Below are 16,079 nucleotides of genomic sequence, written 5' to 3'. Positions count from 1 at the left end.
AGCAGGCAAGGAAGCAGGCAAGGGAGCGGAAGCGGGCAAGGGAGCGGGTAGGGCCGAAGCGTGGGTGCGGATCGAGCGGTGGACGGAAGCCGGTCTCGACCTGCTCCGTAAGGCCAACGCCCCCGAGATGACCCGGCACTTGGGCGGGCCGGAGACCGAGGAGCAGCTCGTCCGGCGCCACCATAGATATCTCGACGACGAGGGGCCGGGCCGGATGTACCGCATCCTGCTCCTGCCGGACGGCGAAGCCGTGGGGACGGTCGGCTTCTGGCAGCGGGAGTGGCAAGGGGCGACGGTCTACGAGACGGGCTGGGGCGTGCTCCCCGGATTCCAGGGCCGCGGCATCGCGACGACCGCGGTACGGCAGGTCCTCGCCGCGGCCGCCGCCGAAGGACGGCACCGCACCGTCCACGCCTTCCCCTCGGTGGCCAACGCCGCGTCGAACGCACTGTGCCGCAAGGCTGGCTTTGCCCTCGGGGGAGAGTGCGCACTCGAATACCCCAAGGGCCGTCTCATACGGGTCAACGACTGGTGGGTGGCGCTGCCGGAGCGCGCGGGCGGAGGCGCGCCGGGTGACGTGGTGGGGTGATGCGGCCGGCCGCCGCCTGGTGGGCGGGGCCTTGTCCCGGGCTGCCGGGCGCACAGCCGAGGCGCCTGGGCCAGCACCCCAGGCACGCCCGTCCGCGCCCGCCCGGCCTCAGCGCAGCAGACCGACGCCGGCGAGGGCCGTGAAGACGAGCACCAGCCGCTCGAAGGCGCTCTGGTCGATGCGGTGCACCAGCGCCCGCCCGGCACGCGCACCCACGACCACGGCGAGCACCAGCAACGCGTCCAGCGCGAGCCCGTCCGCCGTGACCAGCCCCAGCCCCACGCTGAACGGCACCTTGACGAGATTGACGATCAGGAAGAACCACGCCCCCGTCCCCAGAAACCCGAGCATCCCGAAACCGGACGAGAGGAGGTACAGCGACATCGCCGGACCGCCGGCGTTGGCAACCATGGTGGCGAAGCCGGCGATCAGCCCGAAGAGCACTGTGCGCAGGCGCTGTTGACGGGGCGTTGGGGTGGTCCCGGTGACGTCGGGGCTCTCTTGACCCGCTTGGGCTCGCCTCAGGGCCTGCGCCTGGGTGGGACACCGGACCCGGGACCGGGAGTTGGCGCGGGCCCGTTGCCAACCGTGGTGCACCGCCACCGCCAGCAGGAGCACGCCGATGGTGCGCCGCATGACGACGTCATCGGTCCGCGCGACGAACACCACTCCGAGCAGCACCCCGGCCGCCACCGACGGCAGCAGCCGGAGCAGCACGGCCCGGTCGGCGTGCCCCCGATAGGCACGGACGGCCAGCACATCACCTACGAGCAGCAGCGGAAGGAGGACACCGGTGGATTCCCTGGCCGGGAGCACGGCTGCGAAGAGCGCCACGCTCAGCGCCCCCACGCCGCTGACGGCGGTCTTGGAGACCCCCACCAGCAGCGCGGCGAGCATCAGCATGGCCAACGGCAGGACACCCAACGGCAGCATGCCCGACTCCGTTCCGGGGACGGCCGCGAGATGTTCCACCATGCCGAGAGCCCCGGTCCCTGCACCGGTCCCTGCACCGGCCCCTGTGCCGGTCACGCGTCGGGCGCCGCCCCGCCGACCGCGGCGGCCCGGACGTCCGCGACGGCCACCGGCTGACCGGTCCGCCGCGAGCGGTCGCACGCCTCCGCGACATACAGCGCCTCCAGTGCCTCGGCGGGGGTGCACGGGCTGGGCGTACGGCCCGCGGCCACCTCGACGAAGACCCCCAGCTCGGTCACGTACGCGTCGTGGAAGCGCTCCATGAACGTGGCGTACGGGGCATCGGCCCGCGGCCAGGACAGCTTCGCCTCGGCGGACGGCATCGGTGCCCGGTCGTCCAGGCCGACGAACCGGGCGCCCTGGGAACCGCAGACCTCCAGCCGGACGTCGTGGCCCGCGCCGTTGTAGCGGGTCGCGGTGACCGTGGCCAGGGTGTCGTCGTCGAAGCGCAGCAGCGCGGCGCAGGTGTCCACGTCGTCGCCGTCGGCGAAGAAGTCCGCGCCGCGGTTGGCGCCCTGGGCGTAGACCGAGACCACCTCGCGGCCGGTCAGCCAGCGCATGATGTCGAAGTCGTGGATGCTGCAGTCCCGGAACAGTCCGCCGGAGGTGGGGATGAAGGCCGCCGGCGGCGGAGACTGGTCGCTGGTGCAGGCGCGCAGGGTGTGCAGCCAGCCCAGCTCGCCGGAGCGGAACGCCGCACGGGCCGCGCGGTACCCGGCGTCGAACCGTCGCTGGAAACCGATCTGCACGGGGACGGTGCCGGCTTGGGTGCGTTCGACGACGGCGCGGGTGCCCGGCACGTCCAGTGCCACCGGCTTCTCGCAGAACACCGGCACACCGGCGTCCAGGGCCTGATGGATCAGCGCGGCGTGCGCACTGGTCGCGGCGGTGATCACCACGCCGTCCACGCCCTCCGCGTACATCGCCTCGATGCCGTCGGCGGCCCGTACGCCCAGGGTGTCGGCGAGTGCGACGGCCCGCGCCGGATCCGCGTCGGCGACGACGAGGCCGGTGACGCCGGGCACGTTCTGCAGGGTCGCGGCATGGAACGCACCGATACGCCCGGTGCCGATGAGACCGATCTTCATGGGGTTCCCTTCGGGAGACGGGAGACGGGAGACGGGAGACGGGGGAGGGAGGGGAGCGAGAGGGGAGACGGGAGGGCGCGTGGGGAGTGGCGGAGGAGTGGCGGAGGTGGTGGGTGAGTCGGGGGAGAGGGAGGGGGAGGGGAGGCCGGGAGCCGCTGTTGTGCGGGGGGAGGGAGGGGAGGCGCCGCGATGTGAGTGGGGGCGTAGATAGTTGGAACGGTCCAACGACTATCCCTTCGGAACCCTGCATGTCCGTATGTCCGCATGTCAACCCTCGAGTGGGGGCAACTGCGCGAACGTGGCGGTGCGTTCGTACGCACGTTGACCCCGACCTGCGCCGATGGAAGGATCCCGCACATGGAACGGTCCAACAGGTCACCGGGTGAACCCCTCGCGGAGCGGTCCGGTGCAGACCGGCCTCCGACGATTCGCGGTGTCGCCGAGCGCGCCGGTGTCTCCAAATCGCTGGTCTCACTCGTGCTCCAGGGGTCGCCGCGGGTCAGCGACGCCAAGCGGCAGGCCGTCCTGGCCGCCATCGACGAACTGGGCTACCGGCCCAATGCCGCCGCCCGCAGCCTGGTGGCCCGCCGTACCCACACCGTCGGTGTCCTGCTGAACGACATGCGCAACCCCTGGTTCGTGGACGTCCTCGACGGCCTCAACTCCCTCCTGCACGCCCATGGTCTGCGCATGCTGATGGCCGACGGCCGCCTGGACCGGCGCACCGGCCAGGAGTTCGCCCGCACCTTCCAGGAGCTGCGGGTCGACGGCCTGGTCGTCGTCGGCACCCTCCCGGACACCACCGGTCTCGCCGAGGTCGCCGAGCGGCTGCCGACCGTCATCGCCGGCAACCACGGACCCAAGCTGCCGCGGGCCGACATCGTCGCCAACGACGACGAGCGCGGCGCCCGCCTCGCCACCGGGCACCTCATCGGCCTCGGGCACCGCCGGATCGCCCATATCGCCGGGCAGGGCCTGGTCGGCGAGCTGCGTCGGCGCGGCTTCGAGGCGGCGATGCGCGACCACGGGCTGGCCGCCGACGCCCGGGTGGCGGGCGGCGACGGGACGGAGGAGGGCGGCTACCGCGCCGCCGTACGGATGCTCAGCCCGGCCGCGGGCGGCCGTCGGCCCACCGCCGTCTTCGCGTTCAACGACCTCTCCGGGATCGGCGCGTTGTCCGCCGCCGGGGAACTGGGGCTCGACGTGCCTGCCGACCTCTCCCTCGTCGGCTACGACAACACCTACCTCTCCCGCATCCGCCACCTCTGGCTGAACTCGGTCAACAACGCCAGTCACGAGGTCGGCCGCCGCGCCGCCCGTTGCCTGCTGGACCGGATGGCACACCCCGACGCGCCCGCCGACCGTCAACTCGTCACTCCTGAGCTGGAGATCAGAGGCTCCGCGGCACCGCCTCGGGAGGGGGAGGCGGCGCTGCCGTAGCGGCGCGGCGGGCCCGGCTCAGCCGTCCGCTACCGGCCGCGTTGGCGGGGGCGCTGCGCCACCCAGGCTCTTACGGTGTCGGCGAACCAGTACGGTCTGCCGCCCTCCACCAGATCGGGATCCGGCAGCAGACCGTGCTTGCGGTAGGAACGCACGGTGTCCGGCTGCACCCGGATATGGGCAGCGATCTCCTTGTACGACCAGAGCCTTCGGTCGGTCATCTTGCGCACCTCCTTGGCACCGCACACAGGGTCGGCCCGGCGAGCCGGCGCGGGGCTGCGTACGGGGGCGTCACTCACCCTGGGCCTGGGCAACGACACTCTCCGGCCACCCGCGAGGGGCTGTTGAAGGGCTGTGACGGAAGGCGCGCGCAATAGTGACAGCCGTGACGGGGGAGGGACGGACGGGCGTGCGAGACGAGCCGGACGAACGCGGAGGAGTCCGGAATTCCCTGTCCGGTCCGAGGGGGCGGAATTCCACGTTCACGTGAGGGTGTGGCGGGGCGTTCCCGGCTGGGGCGCCCCGCCACGCCGTGTTCGGCTCGGACGTACTGGGCCGCGGATCAGGAGTACAGGGCGTGCCAGGTCTTCGTGTCGACCTTGCCGTTGGCGGGCAGGTGGTGCCCGGACTGGAACTTCGTCACCGCGGTGCGGGTCTTCGCTCCGAAGTAGCCGGCGAGGTCGTTCCAGGTGAGGTAGTGACGGTTCGCCAGGAGGCACTGCACCTGCTTGACGCGGTTGCCGTGCTGGCCGGGGACCGTGAGCGCGGTCCCCCTGTAGAAGGCGCAGGCGGTCAGTGTGGTGGGCGGTGCGGTGACCGGCCGGGCCGGTGCGGCGGCCGACGCCGGGCCGGTGAGGAGCCCGGCGGTGAGCAGTCCCGCGGCCGCCGCGAGAGCACCCGCACGCCGAACCGTCCGACCGGTGCCCCGCGCGACTCCCGTTCCCGCCCTCACTCCCGGTCCTGCGCCCTTGCCCATGCCCATGCCCATACCGGTCCCCGTGTCCGTGGCTTGTTCGAAGCTCGTTGTGTTGGTGTTCACGGATTCCATTGCTTCCCCCCGTTGGGGGCGTTGGATGTGAGCGCACCTGTTTGCACGAGGGGAGGGCGAGGGCGGGTGCCGGGACGCAGGGTTGGCCGGAAGTGGTCGCGGAGCCGTCGGTTCCACCCGGCCGCGGCCGTCAGGTCCGTCAGGTCCGGCCGGCCCGTCAGGCTCGTCGGGCCCCTCTGGCTCGTCAGCCGCGTGCGGACGGCACGGCGCTGTCGGGCTCCGGGGCGGCTTCGTCCGCGGCCGGCTGCTCACCGGCGCCCGTCGCGCTCCGTCGCAGTTCCTGTTCCAGGTCCTCCAGGGCCAGCCCCTTCGTCTCCGGTGCGTACCGCCGGCAGAAGAGCAGCGAGAGCAGGCACATCGCGCTGAAGAGCCAGAACGTGACGCCGGCGCCGACCGCGTCGAGCAGTACCGGGAAGCACAGCGCGACCCCGAAGTTGACCAGCCACATCACGAACACCGCGGCGCCCATGGCCAGTCCGCGCACCTTCAACGGGAACATCTCGGCCAGCAGCAGCCAGACGCCGGTGTTGAGGGTGGCCTGCATGTAGCCCATGTACACGACCATCAGGCCGAGGACCAGGTAGCTGACGGCGGTGGAGTGCGGCAGATGGAACGCCGCCCCCAGCAGGATCAGCGACACCGCCATGCCGGAGAGTCCCCGCAGGAGCATCGGGCGGCGGCCCACCCGGTCGATCAGGGACATGCCGATCGCGGTGGCGATGACGGAGACGGCGCCCACCGCGATGGTGGCGGTGATCGCGGCGCCGGTGCCCAGACCGGTCGTCGCCAGGATCTTGGGGGCGAAGTAGATGACCGCGTTGACCCCGGTGATCTGCTGGACGATCGCCAGCCCGATGCCGACCAGCAGCAGCCGTCGCACCCAGGGGAGTTGGAGTTCCCGCCAGGCGCCGCGCTGTGCGTCGGCCTCCAGGTGGCGGGCCTGGTCGATACGGGCCAGTTCGTCCGGGACCTCGTCGGCGGCCAGCGTACGGCGCAGCACCGCGGCGGCCTCGTCCTGCCGGCCGCGGCTGATGTACCAGCGCGGTGTGTCGGGCAGGAAGAGGACGCCGAGGAACAGTGCCACCGCGGGCAGCGCGGCCAGTCCCAGCATCCAGCGCCACGCCTCCCAGTGGGCCAGCACGGCGTTGACGAGATAGGCCAGCAGCTGACCGCTGACGATCATCAGGGAGTTGAACGACACCAGCCGGCCGCGGATGTGCGACGGCGCGATCTCGGACAGGTAGAGGGGGGTGACGACGGACGCGCTGCCCACCGCGAGGCCCAGTACGAAGCGTGCGACGGTCATGAACGGCACGGTCGGGGCCAGCGCGACCGCCAGCGCCCCGCCGATGAAGACCACGCCCGACCACAGCAGCGAGTTGCGCCGCCCCAGCGCGTCGGACATCCGGCCGCCGGCCAGTGAGCCGAACGCCGCGCCTATCAGGAGCGCGCTGGTGATGACGCCCTCACTGAGGGAGGTGAGGCCGAAGTGCTGCTCCATGAAGGGCAGCGCGCCGGACACCACCCCGGTGTCGTACCCGAACAGGGCTCCGCCGAGCGCCGCGATGGCGGCGATGGCGACGATGAAGCGTTTGGCGCTGCGGGCCCCCTGGGCACCGGTGGTCCGGGACCGGCTGGTCGGAGCTGCCATCGTTCAGCTCCCGTTCGCCGGGGCGGAGGCCGGGAGCGATGACGGGACGCCAGACTCGGTACAGGGCGGGACGGACGGCAGGTTGGGTGGTGGGGCGGATATCGGGCCGTGCGCAGCGGACATGGTGCGGCCTTTCGGTGGCTGGTCGGCAACGGGTCGGCGGCTGGTCAGCCGAGGGGAGTGGGTCGGGGGCTCGTTGCGTCCGGTCGACGGTTCGTCGTGTTCATCGGTAGAGGTCCGGTCGCTCGATCAGTTCGACGGCGACGCGTTCCCCGGTGGCCTGGGCCAGCACCCCCGCCTCGCACACCGCGGCGGCCGCATAGCCGTCCCAGCAGCTGGGGCCCTCGACCTCGCCGCGCCGGGTGGCGTCCACCCAGTGCTGCACCTGCCGGTCGTAGGCGTCCTCGAAGCGCTCCACGAAACCGGGGGTGATGGTGCCGCCCCAGTGGCCGGCGGTGTTGACGAACACCCCGTGGTCGTCGCCGATCCGGGCGGTTCCGTTCTCGCAGACCGCCTCGCAGCCGACCTGGTAGCCGAAGCCGCAGTTGACGAACAGCTCGGTGTCCACGACCTGGCCGCCCGCGGTCTCGAAGAGGATCAGCTGCGGGTCGCTCAGCCCGTCCGGCGCGTTGCCGGTCGGTGCCGGCCGCAGTACGCGTACGGCGGTGATCTCCTCGTCCAGCAGCCAGCGCGTCACATCGATCTCGTGCACCACCGAGTCGTTGATCATCATGGCGTCGGTGAAGCCGGGCGGGGTGTCGGCGTTGCGGTGCTTGTTGTGCAGCATCAGCGGGCGGCCGTAAGTGCCGGCGTCCAGCCGGGACTTCAGGGTGCGGTAGCCGGCGTCGTAGCGGCGCATGAAGCCGACCTGGACGCGGCGGCGGCCCAGCTTCTGCTCGGCCTCCAGGACGCGCAGCGCGGAGGCGGCGTCGGGGGTCAGCGGCTTCTCGCAGAGCACCGGCAGGTCGCGTGCGAACGCGTCGAGCAGCGCCGCCTCGTGGGCCGGGCCGGGCGAGGCGATCAGTACGGCGTCCACGCCGGGGTCGTCCATGGCGGCGGCCGGGTCGGTGTACGCGGTGGCGCCGTCGATGCCGTCGGCGAGCCGCCCCGCCCGTGCGGCGTCGAGGTCGGCCACGGCCGCCACCCTGGCCCCGCTGATCACGTCGTTGATGCGCCGTACGTGGTCGGCTCCCATGCGGCCGGTGCCGATGACCGCCACGCCCAGCGTCCCGCGTGGACCCTTCGCATCCATCTCGTCCATCCCGTCCATCTCGTTCATGTTGCCCATCTCGTCCGCCTCTCCCGGCTCGCGCGTCTCGACCATCTCTGACGCCTCGCCCGTCTCCGTCTCGTGCGTCACGCGTTCCGCCGGCCGGCTCACGCGCCGCAGGACCGCAGGAAGCGGCGGGTCCGCTGGGCGATCGGGAACGGCCGGTCGGGCGGGCACGGGTACATGTCCTGCTCGACGATGGCGAAGAGGTCGACGTTCAGCTCCTGGGCGGCCTCCAGTACGGGCGGCAGCGCCGGGACGCCCAGTGGCGGCTCGCACATCACGCCCTGCTGGACGGCGGGGCCGAAGGGGGTGCCCTTGGCGACGACGTCGCCGAGGATGTCGGGGTCGACCTGCTTGAGGTGGAGGTACCCGATCCGTTCGCCGTAGGTGCGGATCAGCTTGACGCTGTCGCCGCCGCAGTAGGCGTAGTGGCCGGTGTCCAGGCAGAGGTTGACCAGGTCGGGGTCGGTGACGTCGAGGAAGCGCTCGACGTGCTCCTCGGTGTCGATGTGGGTGTCGGCGTGCGGGTGGACGACGATGTCCAGGCCGAAGTCGTCGCGGACCCGCTTGCCCAGGCGCTCCATACCGGTGGTCAGGTGCTTCCACTGCTCGACGGTCAGCTCGGGCGGCTCGATGATCTCGGCGGTCTTGTCGTCCCGCCAGAAGGACGGGATGACGACGAGGTGTTCGGCGCCCATCGCCCGGGCGAGGGTGGCGACCTCGGTGACATGGGCCCAGGTCTTGTCCCAGACGGACGGGCCGTGGTGCATCGAGGTGAAGATGGTGCCGGCCGAGACCTTGAGGCCGCGGCGGGTGGTCTCCTCGCGCAGGGTGGCGGGGTCGGTGGGCAGGTAGCCGTACGGGCCGAGTTCGATCCACTCGTAGCCGGCCTCGGCGACCTCGTCCAGGAAGCGCTGCCAGGGGACCTGCTGCTCGTCGTCGGGGAACCAGACGCCCCAGGAGTCGGGGGCGGAACCGATGCGGAGGCGGTCCAGGGTGGGCGAGGCGGCACGGGGTGCGGACATGCTGCGGCTCTCCTCTCGCCGGTCGGCGGTGACCGGGAGGCGCTGGGGTGGGTTGTGGGGCACAGCCTCTCTGCCGCCCTGGGGAGTGTCAAGACTTCGTCCTGACATAAGGACTTAAGGACTTGGGGCGGGAGGCGTGGTGGTGGGCGGGTGGTTGTGGCGAGTATGGCCGGGTTCGTGGCCGAGGCGAGGTGGTTGACGTCTTAATGTAAGGACAAAGTGTTGACAGGCTTTGCGGGTGGCCGTTAGACCTTTGGTCGGAGCGGGAACCGGCGGGCTCAGCCGCCGGTTCCGATCGACCGACCCGCCGCGCCGGCCTCTCCCCAGTTCTCGGCTCCGTCCGGGCAGGGGGGATCCCCACTGCCGCGCCGGGCGACCCGAAGGGGCGTTATGACCGAGCCGTACGACCTGATCACCATGGGGCGCATCGGGGTGGACCTCTACCCGTTGCAGACCGGGGTGCCGCTCGCCCAGGTGGAGACGTTCGGGAAGTTCCTCGGCGGGTCCGCCACCAACGTGGCGGTGGCGGCCGCCCGGTTGGGGCGCCGCAGCGCCGTCGTCAGCCGTACCGGGCGGGACCCGTTCGGGGACTACCTCCACCAGGCGCTGCGCGACTTCGGTGTCGACGACCGCTGGGTGACCCCGGTGGCGGACCTCCCCACCCCCGTGACCTTCTGCGAGATCTTTCCGCCGGACGACTTCCCGCTCTACTTCTACCGCCGCCCCAAGGCCCCCGACCTGGTCATCCACCCCGAGGAGCTGGACCGGGAGGCGATCGCGGCGGCCCGGATCTTCTGGATCACCGGCACCGGACTGTGCGAGGAGCCGAGCCGCGGCGCCACCCTGGCCGCGCTGGAGGCCCGTGGCCGACGGGGCATCACCGTCTTCGACCTGGACTGGCGGCCGATGTTCTGGGGCGGGGAGGGCGGCGCCTCCGGGGACGGCGGGGCGACCGGTGCCGCCGCACGGGACGCCGCCCGGCCGTACTACGAGGCCGCGCTGCGGCACGCGACGGTCGCGGTCGGCAACGTCGACGAGGCCGAGGTCGCCACCGGCCTGCGGGACCCGAAGGCGTGCGCCGAGGCGCTGCTCGACATGGGCGTCGAACTGGCCGTCGTCAAACAGGGGCCGAAGGGCGTGCTAGCCGTCCACCGGGACGGGCGCACCGCCGAGGTGCCGCCGACCCCCGTCGAGGTCGTCAACGGGCTGGGGGCCGGCGATGCGTTCGGCGGGGCGCTGTGCCACGGGCTGCTGGCCGGCTGGGAGTTGGAGCCGATGATGCGGTACGCCAACGCCGCCGGGGCGATCGTCGCCTCCCGGCTGGCGTGTTCGTCCGCGATGCCGACGGCCGGCGAGGTCGAGGCGTTCCTCGCGGGGCGCTGAGCGGCCGGTGGCGGGGGTGGGACGGAGAGCGCCCGCAACCCCGCCGCCCGACCGTTCCGTCCCACCACCCCCACTCGTGTCCTCAAGAAGGTGAGTTGAGCCTTGACTCCTCGGATCAGTGACCTCCCGGCGCTGCGGGCCCGGCATCCCGAAGCCGTCGCGGAGGCCGCCGCCCGCCGCGCCCGGCGCCCGCTGCTCGGCGAGAGCGGGCGGCTGATGATCGTCGCCGCCGACCACCCGGCACGGGGCGCGCTCGCCGTCGGCGACCGCCGGATGGCCATGGCCAACCGCCTCGACCTGCTCGAACGGCTGGTCCTGGCGCTGTCCCGGCCCGGCGTCGACGGGGCGCTGGCCACCGCCGACATCCTGGAGGACCTGCTGCTGCTCGGCGCCCTCGAAGGCAAGGTCGTCATGGGCTCGATGAACCGGGGCGGCCTCGCGGGCGCCGCCTTCGAGATGGACGACCGGTTCACCGGCCACCGCCCCCAGGACATCGCCCGGCTCCGCTTCGACGCGGGCAAGCTCCTGCTGCGCATCGACTACGACGACCCCGGGTCGCTGACCACCCTGGAGTCGACCGCCCGGGTCATCGACGCGATGGCGGAGCGCGAACTGCCCACGTTCGTGGAGCCGTTCCTGTCCCGGCGGATAGACGGGGCGGTCCGCAACGACCTCGGTCCGGAGGCCGTCACCCGCTCCGTCGCCATCGCCTCCGGCCTCGGCGGCACCTCCGCCTACACCTGGCTGAAGCTCCCGGTCACCGACGACCCCGACGCGATGGCCCGGGTCTGCGAGACCTCCACGCTGCCCACCGTTCTCCTCGGCGGCGAGGTCGGTGGCACGGTGGAGGAGCAGGAGGCCGCCTACGAGAAATGGCGCAAGGCGCTCCGGCTGCCGACCGTGCACGGCCTGGTCGTCGGCCGCTCGCTGCTCTACCCGGCGGACGGCGATGTGGCGGCCGCGGTCGACACGGCCGTGGGGCTGCTGTAGCGCCGGCGCGCCGCGACGGCGGTGCGGCCCGCCCCGGGCCCGCCGGACGCGTCCCGCAGCCGCTCCGGTCCGGGCGCCGCGCCGCAGGGAACTTCACTGTCAGTGGTGAGTAGGAGACTTGCAGTCATGAGTGCTGAGTTTGCAGACACCGCGGTCGCCGCGGACGCCCGCACCGCCCGCGGGGGCGCCGGCCGGCCCGCCGGTCCCGTGTCCGCCGGCGGCTTCCACCTCCCGGCCGGCCGGGCCGCCGACGGACCGTACGCCCTCGACGTCTCGCCCGAGAAGGCCGGCTGGGGCCACTCCTCGCTGCGGATCCTCGAACTCCCGCCGGGCGGCCACCACTCCTTCGCCACCGGCGACAGCGAGTGGATCGTGCTGCCGCTCTCCGGCGGCTGCACGGTCCGGACGGACGAGGCCGGAGAAGGAGCCTCGGAAGGGGCCGCGGACGGCGGCGGGAGGTTCGAACTGGCCGGACGGGAGAGCGTGTTCAGCGGAGTGACGGACTTCGCGTATGTGCCGCGGGACGCGCGGGTCCGGATCGACAGCCGGGCCGGCGGGCGGTTCGCGCTCACCGGGGCGCGCTGCGAGCGCCGGCTGCCGGCCCGGTACGGCGCTGCGTCCGACGTGCCCGTGGAGCTGCGCGGCACCGGCACCTGCTCCCGGCAGGTCAACAACTTCGGCGCGGCCGGCGTGTTCGCCTGCGACCGGCTGATCGCCGTGGAAGTGCTCACCCCCGGCGGCAACTGGTCGTCGTATCCGCCGCACAAGCACGACGAGTGCCGCCCCGGGGAGGAGTCCGAGCTGGAGGAGATCTACTACTTCGAGATCGCCGCCGCCCACGGCACGGACGGGCTGGGCTACCAGCGGGTTACGCCCTCCGGGCACGGGCGCGGCACCGACGTCCTCGCCGAGGTCCGCACCGGCGACGCGGTGCTGATCCCCGACGGATGGCACGGCCCGTCCATCGCCGCGCCCGGGCACGACATGTACTACCTCAACGTCATGGCGGGGCCGGGCGAGAAGCGCGAGTGGCTGATCTGCGACCACCCCGACCACGGCTGGATCCGCACGACCTGGCCGCAGCAGCCGGTCGACCCCCGACTCCCTCTGTACCAAGCACCGGCAGGAGATCCGCGATGACCGCGCCCACCCACGCACCGACGACCGACGTGACGAGCGGGGCGCCCGGCACCCGCCGGCTCACCGTGGCACAGGCCCTGGTGGAGTTCCTCGCCCACCAGTACACCGAGCGGGACGGCCGCCGGCACCGCCTGATCACCGCCTGCTGGGGCATCTTCGGGCACGGCAACGTCGCCGGCATCGGGCAGGCGCTGCTGGAGTCCGGCAGCGCGGCGCCCCTGGGCCCGGCCGACGGGCCGCCCCGGCTCCCCTACCTCCAGGGGCGCAACGAGCAGGCCATGGTGCACGCCGCGGTCGGCTACGCCCGGCAGTGCGACCGGCTCTCCGCGCAGGCGGTGACGACCTCCATCGGGCCGGGCGCCACCAACCTCGTCACCGGCGCCGCGCTGGCCACCGTCAACCGCATCCCGGTGCTGCTGCTGCCCGGCGACGTGTTCGCCACCCGCCCCGCCGACCCGGTGCTCCAGCAGCTCGAAGTCCCCGCCGCGGGCGATGTGTCGGTCAACGACGCGCTGCGCCCGGTCTCCCGCTACTTCGACCGGATCACCCGCCCCGAGGCGCTGATCCCGGCGGCCCTCCAGGCCATGCGGGTGCTCGCCGACCCGGTCGAGACCGGCGCGGTCACCCTCGCCCTGCCGCAGGACGTGCAGGCCGAGGCGTACGACTGGCCGGCGGAGTTCTTCGCCGACCGGGTGTGGCGGGTGCCCCGGCCCGCGCCCGACGCCGAGGCGCTGGCCGAGGCCGTCCGGGCCGTCCGGGCGGCCCGCCGGCCGCTGATCGTCGCGGGCGGCGGCGTCCACCACAGCGAGGCGGAGGCCGCGCTGCGGGCCTTCGCCGAGGCCACCGGCATTCCCGTGGCGTCCACCCAGGCCGGCAAGGGCTCGCTGGCGTACGACCACCCGGCGGACGTCGGCGGCATCGGCCACACCGGCACCGCCACCGCCGACGAGCTGGCCCGGCGGGCCGATCTGGTGCTCGGCGTCGGCACCCGCTACACCGACTTCACCACCGCCTCCGCCACCCTGTTCGCCGAGCCCGGCGTCCGCTTCGTCAACCTCAACATCGCCGCGTTCGACTCCCACAAGCTCGGCGCGCTCGCCCTGGTCGCGGACGCCCGCACCGGACTCGACGCACTCCGCGAGGCGCTCGCCGGCCACCGGGTCGACGCGGCCTACGAGGCCGGGTACGCCGCCGCCAAGGAGGAGTGGGAGCGGCGGGTGGACGCCGCCTATGCGGCCGACGACCTGGCCGCGCAGCCGACCCAGACCCAGGTCCTCGGCGCGCTGGACGCCCTCGTCGACGACTCCGACATCATCCTCAACGCCGCCGGTTCCCTCCCCGGTGACCTGCACAAACTCTGGCGCGCCCGGTCCCGCAGGCAGTACCACCTCGAATACGGCTACTCCTGCATGGGCTATGAGATCCCGGGGGCGATCGGGGTCAAGATGGCCGCGCCGGACCGGCCGGTGTGGGCGCTCGTCGGCGACGGTACCTACCTGATGAACCCCACCGAAATCGTCACCGCGGTCCAGGAGGGCATCAACATCACCCTCGTCCTCGTCCAGAACCACGGCTACGCCTCCATCGGCGGCCTCTCCCAGGAGACCGGCGGCGAGCGGTTCGGCACCGACTACCGCTTCCGCGCCGCCGACGGCACGTACACCGGCGCTCCGCTGCCCGTCGACCTCGCCGCCAACGCCGCCTCGCTGGGCATGCGGGTGCTGCGCGCCACGACCGTCGCCGGGCTGCGCTCCGCGCTCGCCGAGGCGCGCGGCGCAAAAACGCCCACATGTGTCTACGTGGAGACCAAAACGACTGACACTGTGCCGGGCGCGCCACCCGCCCAGGCTTGGTGGGATGTACCCGTTGCCGAGACCGCGACGCGTCCGGCGGCCCGCGCCGCCCGCAAGGCGTACGACGAGCACGCCGCCGCCCGCCGCCGCCACCTCTGACCTCCGCTCGCACCACACGAAAGGCCCCTCGCATGAAGACCATCAACCACTGGATCGGCGGGAAGCCCGTCGAGGGCGTCTCCGGCAACTTCGGCCCGGTCTACAACCCGGCCACCGGCGCCCAGGAGAAGCAGGTCGCCTTCGCCTCCGTCGAGGAGGTGGACGCCGCGGTCCGCACGGCCCGGGAGGCGTACCGCAGCTGGGGCACCAGCTCGCTGGCCACGCGCACCGCGGTGCTCTTCAAGTACCGCGCGCTGGTCGACGCGCACCGTGAGGAGCTGGCCCGGCTGATCACCGCCGAGCACGGCAAGGTGCACTCCGACGCGCTCGGCGAGGTCGCCCGCGGCCTGGAGATCGTCGAGCTGGCCTGCGGCATCCCGGAGAAGCTCAAGGGCGAGCTGTCCACCCAGGTGTCGACGCGGGTGGACGTGGCCGCGATCCGCCAGTCGCTGGGCGTGGTCGCCGGCATCACGCCGTTCAACTTCCCCGCGATGGTGCCGATGTGGATGTTCCCGCTCGCCATCGCCTGCGGCAACACCTTCGTCCTCAAGCCCAGCGAGAAGGTGCCGAGCGCCGCGCTCAAGCTGGCCGAGCTGGCCGCCGAGGCGGGCCTGCCCGACGGCGTGCTGAACGTCGTCAACGGCGACAAGGTGGCCGTCGACGCCCTCCTCGCCCACCCGGACGTCGCCGCCGTCTCCTTCGTCGGCTCCACCCCCATCGCCCGCTACATCCACACCACCGGCACCGCCAACGGCAAGCGGGTGCAGGCGCTGGGCGGCGCCAAGAACCACATGCTGGTCCTCCCGGACGCCGACCTCGACCTGGCCGCCGACTCCGCGATCAACGCCGCGTACGGCTCGGCCGGCGAGCGCTGCATGGCGATCTCCGTGGTCGTCGCCGTCGGCGACACCGCCGACCCGCTGATCGGCAAGATCAAGGAGCGCGCCGACCGGCTGCGCATCGGCCCCGGCGAGGACCCGGCCTCCGAGATGGGCCCGCTGATCACCAAGGCCCACCGCGACAAGGTCGCCTCCTACGTCACCGGCGCCGCCGCCCAGGGCGCCGACGTCGTCATCGACGGCACCGGCTACACCGTCGAGGGCTACGAGGACGGCCACTGGATCGGCATTTCGCTGCTGGACCACGTCACGCCGGAGATGGACGCCTACCGCGACGAGATCTTCGGCCCGGTGCTCTCGGTCGTCCGCGTCGAGACCTACGAGCAGGCCATCGAGCTGATGAACTCCTCGCCGTGGGGCAACGGCACCGCGATCTTCACCCGGGACGGCGGCGCGGCCCGCCGCTTCCAGCTGGAGGTCGAGGCCGGCATGGTCGGGGTGAACGTCCCGATCCCGGTCCCGGTGGGCTACCACTCCTTCGGCGGCTGGAAGGACTCGCTCTTCGGCGACCACCACATCTACGGCAACGACGGTGTGCACTTCTACACTCGCGGCAAGGTCGTCACCACCCGCTGGCCCGACCCGGCGGACGGCGGCATCAATCTGGGCTTCCCGAGCAACCACTGAGC

The 16,079-nt window shown here is 72.7% G+C and carries 14 protein-coding genes; 7 read left to right on the top strand and 7 right to left on the bottom strand.

Features of this window, described 5'->3' with window-relative positions; all coding sequences use genetic code 11:
• Positions 1 to 64 precede the first annotated feature (64 nt).
• Positions 65 to 589, top strand: a complete 525-nt coding sequence (locus B073_RS0131020; RefSeq protein WP_018541977.1) for a GNAT family N-acetyltransferase — start codon at positions 65 to 67, stop codon at positions 587 to 589.
• A gap of 108 nt (positions 590 to 697) precedes the next feature.
• Here B073_RS0131020 and B073_RS0131015 read toward each other — a convergent pair whose 3' ends face one another.
• Both B073_RS0131015 and B073_RS0131010 read right to left on the bottom strand, forming a co-directional pair.
• Positions 698 to 1,522, bottom strand: a complete 825-nt coding sequence (locus tag B073_RS0131015) for a sulfite exporter TauE/SafE family protein (RefSeq protein WP_026247890.1) — start codon at positions 1,520 to 1,522, stop codon at positions 698 to 700.
• Positions 1,523 to 1,614: 92 nt separating this feature from the next.
• Positions 1,615 to 2,649 carry a Gfo/Idh/MocA family oxidoreductase gene (locus B073_RS0131010; protein WP_018541975.1) on the bottom strand — a complete coding sequence of 345 codons (1,035 nt, stop codon included), beginning with the start codon at positions 2,647 to 2,649 and terminating at the stop codon, positions 1,615 to 1,617.
• 357 nt (positions 2,650 to 3,006) lie between these two features.
• On the opposite strand from B073_RS0131010, the gene B073_RS0131005 reads away from it, so the two are divergent.
• A complete protein-coding gene (locus B073_RS0131005; protein ID WP_018541974.1) occupies positions 3,007 to 4,089 on the top strand; it encodes a LacI family DNA-binding transcriptional regulator in 1,083 nt (360 codons plus the stop codon).
• Positions 4,090 to 4,118: 29 nt separating this feature from the next.
• Here the strand turns inward: B073_RS0131005 and B073_RS0131000 are convergent, their stop codons facing one another.
• The 5 genes from B073_RS0131000 to B073_RS0130980 all read right to left on the bottom strand — a co-directional run bounded on the left by B073_RS0131000 (position 4,119) and on the right by B073_RS0130980 (position 9,086).
• Entirely contained in the window at positions 4,119 to 4,310 is a 192-nt protein-coding gene (locus B073_RS0131000) for a MerR family transcriptional regulator (protein WP_026247889.1), read from the bottom strand.
• Between the two features lie 341 nt (positions 4,311 to 4,651).
• Positions 4,652 to 5,128 (bottom strand): peptidoglycan-binding domain-containing protein, encoded by a 477-nt coding sequence (locus B073_RS0130995; protein WP_234025212.1) that lies wholly within the window; start codon positions 5,126 to 5,128, stop codon positions 4,652 to 4,654.
• A 193-nt stretch (positions 5,129 to 5,321) separates the two neighbouring features.
• On the bottom strand, positions 5,322 to 6,788 hold the full coding sequence (locus B073_RS0130990) for a sugar porter family MFS transporter (protein WP_018541971.1): 1,467 nt from the start codon (positions 6,786 to 6,788) through the stop codon (positions 5,322 to 5,324).
• Positions 6,789 to 7,011: 223 nt separating this feature from the next.
• On the bottom strand, positions 7,012 to 8,040 hold the full coding sequence (locus B073_RS0130985) for a Gfo/Idh/MocA family protein (RefSeq protein ID WP_026247888.1): 1,029 nt from the start codon (positions 8,038 to 8,040) through the stop codon (positions 7,012 to 7,014).
• 125 nt (positions 8,041 to 8,165) lie between these two features.
• A complete protein-coding gene (locus tag B073_RS0130980) occupies positions 8,166 to 9,086 on the bottom strand; it encodes a sugar phosphate isomerase/epimerase family protein (RefSeq protein ID WP_018541969.1) in 921 nt (306 codons plus the stop codon).
• Positions 9,087 to 9,476: 390 nt separating this feature from the next.
• Here B073_RS0130980 and iolC point away from each other — a divergent pair, with 390 nt between their 5' ends.
• From iolC to B073_RS0130955, 5 genes are all read left to right on the top strand, one after another.
• Positions 9,477 to 10,469: a 5-dehydro-2-deoxygluconokinase gene (iolC, locus tag B073_RS0130975; protein ID WP_018541968.1), complete on the top strand. Its 993-nt coding sequence runs from the start codon at positions 9,477 to 9,479 to the stop codon at positions 10,467 to 10,469.
• A gap of 102 nt (positions 10,470 to 10,571) precedes the next feature.
• Positions 10,572 to 11,459, top strand: a complete 888-nt coding sequence (locus B073_RS0130970) for a Cgl0159 family (beta/alpha)8-fold protein (RefSeq protein ID WP_018541967.1) — start codon at positions 10,572 to 10,574, stop codon at positions 11,457 to 11,459.
• A gap of 126 nt (positions 11,460 to 11,585) precedes the next feature.
• Positions 11,586 to 12,599 carry a 5-deoxy-glucuronate isomerase gene (gene iolB / locus B073_RS0130965; protein WP_018541966.1) on the top strand — a complete coding sequence of 338 codons (1,014 nt, stop codon included), beginning with the start codon at positions 11,586 to 11,588 and terminating at the stop codon, positions 12,597 to 12,599.
• Entirely contained in the window at positions 12,596 to 14,551 is a 1,956-nt protein-coding gene (gene iolD, locus B073_RS0130960; protein WP_018541965.1) for a 3D-(3,5/4)-trihydroxycyclohexane-1,2-dione acylhydrolase (decyclizing), read from the top strand. The genes iolB and iolD overlap by 4 nt, the downstream gene beginning before the upstream one ends.
• Positions 14,552 to 14,583: 32 nt before the next feature.
• Positions 14,584 to 16,077: a CoA-acylating methylmalonate-semialdehyde dehydrogenase gene (locus B073_RS0130955; protein ID WP_018541964.1), complete on the top strand. Its 1,494-nt coding sequence runs from the start codon at positions 14,584 to 14,586 to the stop codon at positions 16,075 to 16,077.
• Positions 16,078 to 16,079: the final 2 nt, after the last annotated feature.

Origin of the sequence: Streptomyces sp. MspMP-M5, assembly GCF_000373585.1 — a bacterium.
Lineage (GTDB): Bacteria > Actinomycetota > Actinomycetes > Streptomycetales > Streptomycetaceae > Streptomyces.
Note: the sequence above shows the minus strand (reverse complement) of the source record. Positions and strands in the feature narration are given on the sequence as shown.